General features: G+C 43.4%; 1 protein-coding gene and 1 pseudogene. Both read right to left on the minus strand.

Annotation, left to right across the window (positions count from 1 at the left end):
* Window positions 1-339: 339 nt before the first annotated feature.
* Window positions 340-3,846: an esterase-like activity of phytase family protein gene (locus F6K54_RS41150; RefSeq protein ID WP_293090271.1), complete on the minus strand. Its 3,507-nt coding sequence runs from the start codon at window positions 3,844-3,846 to the stop codon at window positions 340-342.
* 165 nt (window positions 3,847-4,011) lie between these two features.
* Window positions 4,012-4,297: pseudogene (locus F6K54_RS41155) on the minus strand (hypothetical protein); the annotation flags it as partial.

Genomic DNA, 4,297 nt, shown 5'->3' on the forward strand with positions numbered 1-4,297 from the left:
ATCATGTCCGGTTGAATAATTAGACTTTGGTGGAAGGAAGGCAGGAGGCAGGAGGCAGGAGGCAGAAGGTTTTCTCCTTTTTTCACCTTAATTTTATACACGCTCCGATGCTACCGGACATGATATTAGAGCTTAAAGACGCGTACTTTGCGCTCAAAATCGGCAAATTTTGGCAAATTTCACTGTTCCACTATCCCCTCATCTTCCGTTCTCCTTAAATCGTTAATCTACAATACTTTGAAACAGCCCTGCCTTTTTAAGGGGGATTTAGGGGGATCGTAAATGTACTTCATCTTTATGAAAAATGCTATATCCCTTCTGCCCTCTGCCTTCCTAATATTATCTAATTACGAAATCCTCTGCTGATATAGTTGGAGTACCAGTCAAAGTTGCAAACTGACCGCCATCTCCAAAACCACTATCGCTGCCATTAGCATTATAGAATAAAGCACCATTACTAGAATTATAAACAACGATCGCTTCACTACTAGCAGCATCACCGTTGCTTCCTACTATTGCAAACTCATCCCCAATATCCTCACCTGCAGTAGTAGTAATTTCTGTGAAAGTCCTTAAGTCAAGCAGAATTAAATCTAAGTCTGGGTTAAAGTCTGTAATTTCATCTATCCCTAAACTCGCCTGACTAAACTCATCATTGGCAGCAAAAATAAAGCGGTCGATACTTGCTCCACCAGTGAGAGTATCATCATCCGCACCACCATTGATGCGATCGCGACCTTGACCACCACTGAGAGTATCTTCTCCGTTACCTCCTAACATCCGGTCATTACCAAGACTCCCAATTAAATTATCATCTCCATTGTTACCAAAGATAACATCATTTTCCAAACCACCATTAACGCGGTCATCACCATCTCCGCCACTAATACGGTCGTCACCACGGTTGCCATTAATATCATCTTCACCAGCAGAACCACTAATAGTATCGCTGCCACCAAAACCACTGAGAGTATCATTACCAGCAAGACCATCAATGTTGTCGTCACCCGTACCACCTTCTAGGTCATTATCACCTGGAGTTCCTGGAATATCCTGATCTGGGCTAAACTCATAAACAGTAGTAGTACCACTAATTTCATTAGCAACTACTAACAACGCCTCCCCATTCGGACTATCTTCTGGGGAAATAAACGCAAGTCCTTCCGGTGCTAAATCTCCTACTGCTGACAACTGTTCTGGGGTAGGGTCTGGGTCTTCATCTGCATCAACATCAAATTCAACAGAGAAGTCGCGGTTATTAATGTATTGCACAAAATCAGGACTGGTGGGGTTGCTGACATCATAAACCATAATACCCCCGATACGTTCCAGACCAAAAAAAGTATAGGTTTTATCGCCTAAAACTCCTGTGGTTAGAGCTTCGGGTTCAGGACCACTATTGTCGCTACGATTATCAAAAGTATTTTCATCTCGGTTTGAGTTAAAGTTATCTGGGAACTGTGCTGCAGTTATTTTTTCAATACTATCCCCACTGTTGAATATTTGGTTGCCCGCAGCATCCCAAATGCTGAAAGACCGACCGCCAGAGGTGAAAATTTTGTCGAAGTCCCCATCACCATCAAGATCGCCGTTTTGATTTGTTACTGTTAGACGACCTAAAGCAGCATCATCCTCTAGTGCAGCAACGTCAAAAACATCGGGGTCGAGTACATATTCCTCATCTCCTACCCGCACTGCTTCGTCAAGAGCATCAAACTCCCTGTCATCTCCTTCATCTGCTGTTACATAATAGGTCTCACCTTCTACCACGAAGGAAGCAATACTATCTGGTAGCAATAGACCAGAAACAGGCCAGTTGCCTAAATTGATACCATCATCGCGATCGCTAGGGTCAATTTGATTACTTTCTGAAAAATCAATTAGACCTAAAACTACTGGCACTGGTTCTGGGTTGAGAGGAACAGTACCATCTCCAGGAATTTCCTCATCTAGGAGACCGAAGTCATTGTCGTTTAGTACTGCTAGTCGCCCATCTGGTAAAAGTGATAAACCTTCTGCTTTGTCTCCTGCTAGGTAACCAAGGGAGGGTAGGTTAGTTATCTTGGTTTTGTTAACTGGTTGGATGTCTAATGCTGCTAACTCATCTGCAGTTAATTGTTCTAGGGTTGTGTCTTCTGGTAAACTTGGCGCACCGTCAGCGAGTAAGTTAGTTGCTCCTGTGAGGTCAATTTCAAATATAAATTTTTGGCCTGTGGCAGTGGTAGAAGAGTCTCGCTCTAGGATATAAAATGTTTCATCCTCAGCATCATAAACGGCATCGCCAATTTTATCTACTATTAGGTTGAGTTCATCGCTGAGAGCAGGTTTTTCTAGCAAATAAACATATTCTGCTACGGGTTCTCCAGTCTCTGGGTCGATACCTAACATCCGAATAACGCTGGAGTTGTCAGATGCAGAGCGATCGGGATTTGCTAAAGGTGTTTGAATAAAGCTGTAGAGAATATCTTCATCTGTATCCAGGGCAATGGCTTCAAAACCACGGTTGCGACGACGGTTAGAATATTCTGCGGGTAGGGTTTCTGTGCCAAATGTTCCCTCTGTTTCTCCTGCATCTGCGGCCGTACCTTCGGGTATAAAGCGGTCGATGAGTGACCCATCAACATCAAAGTGGTAGATGGCGGGGCGATATTCATCTACAGTCCAATATGTACCATCATCATTGATGACAATACCTTCGAGGTCTGCACCAAAAGGGTCATAGTCTAGAAGGTTGCCAAATAGGTCTACTGGTTCTTCGTCTATTTCAGGAATGTTCGGTAAACCTGTGATGGGAGTTGTACCGTCTTGCCTATTTAGGAGAATTTCATCAGTAATTTCAATCTCGTCACTGCCTTCATCTAGTGTAAAACGAACAATTCTTGCTTGATAGTCTGGCAGAGCAAATGGTCTTTCGTTATCGCCGTCATCATCTACGTCTGTGGGTGCGCCGTTAGGTCCGCGATCGGGTACGGTGACAAATTGTAGGTTGCCGTCATCATCTGTGCCTTCATACCATAGTCCAGATAAACCACCCAGGAGAATATCATCACCCCCTTCGGTTGTACCCAAAACTGGCAGGTCGGAAAATTCAAATTGTGTCAGAGAGGGAAGACCGCGACTGTAGTCTTTTGCTCCCAATGGCAGAACATCTACAATGTTGGCATTTTCAATATCTACGACTGCTACAGCATTATTTTCTTGCAGAGTGACAAATGCTGTGGTGTCGTTACCATCTACAGCGATAAATTCTGGTTCGAGGTCTTGAGCTGCATTTGACCCAGGACCGTAGATCCGAACGCCTTTGTTACGCAATTCTTCTTCCCGACCAATGAAATCAGAAAAATCAGCGGTAGAGACATCTGCCTGAGTTAAATTTTGTACTCCACCAGAAATGTCGATAATACTAACGGAACCTTCTGGGTCATTGCTGTAGTCATCGTTGGGTTCTCCTTCGTTTGCTACTAATACCTTTGTGCCATCGGAGGTAAAGGTGAGCATATCTGGTAATGCACCCACAGTTACTTGGTTGAGAGTATCCCCATCTGCATCGAAGAAGACAACTGTCCCTGGGTCTTGTGTGTTGTTAGCTTCAACTGCTACTGCTACAATACCATCGTCATTAACTGCAACACTATTAGCACCTGCACCGAAAGGGGAAGCATCTATTTGATTTATTAAATTGGGGTTGGTGGGATCGCTAATATCTAAGACATCAATAGTTGCCTCATTTCCATTGACAACAAACACTCTTTGTGTATTGGGGTCGTGAGCCACAATTTCGGCCGCACTTTCATCAAAAGCGCCTGTTTCATAAGTACCTAATACTTGGAGTTGTGGATCTGTCATTAATCTTCCTAATTGTATATATGTTTAATGGACAGATTGTATATTAACAGCTTCACTTTAAGATCAGTTTAAATAGTCTTAAATAAGGCAGAAGGCAGAGGACAGAAGGCAGAAGGCAGAAGGCAGAAAGGAAAGGAAAGTTTAAAGGGATAAGGTTTTTGATCGCTAATCATCCGGACATGATATTATATAAAATCCGTTTAATTCTGTATAAAAAAATGTTCCATCTTCAATCATTACCAAATATTTCTTGATCTCCCCATCTCCCCATCTCCCCATCTCCCCATCTCCCCATCTCCCCATCTCCCCATCTCCCCATCTCCCCATCTCCCCATCTCCCCATCTCCCACTTTTTCTAAGCGCCAAAAAAAAAACATCGCGACCCTCACGAACGTCTACCACCTTACAAGAAAAATCAACTACCTCCCTACGACATCGATGCGATGCAAGT

This window comes from Okeania sp. SIO3B5 (assembly GCF_010692555.1).
In the GTDB taxonomy this organism is placed as follows: Bacteria; Cyanobacteriota; Cyanobacteriia; order Cyanobacteriales; family Microcoleaceae; genus Okeania.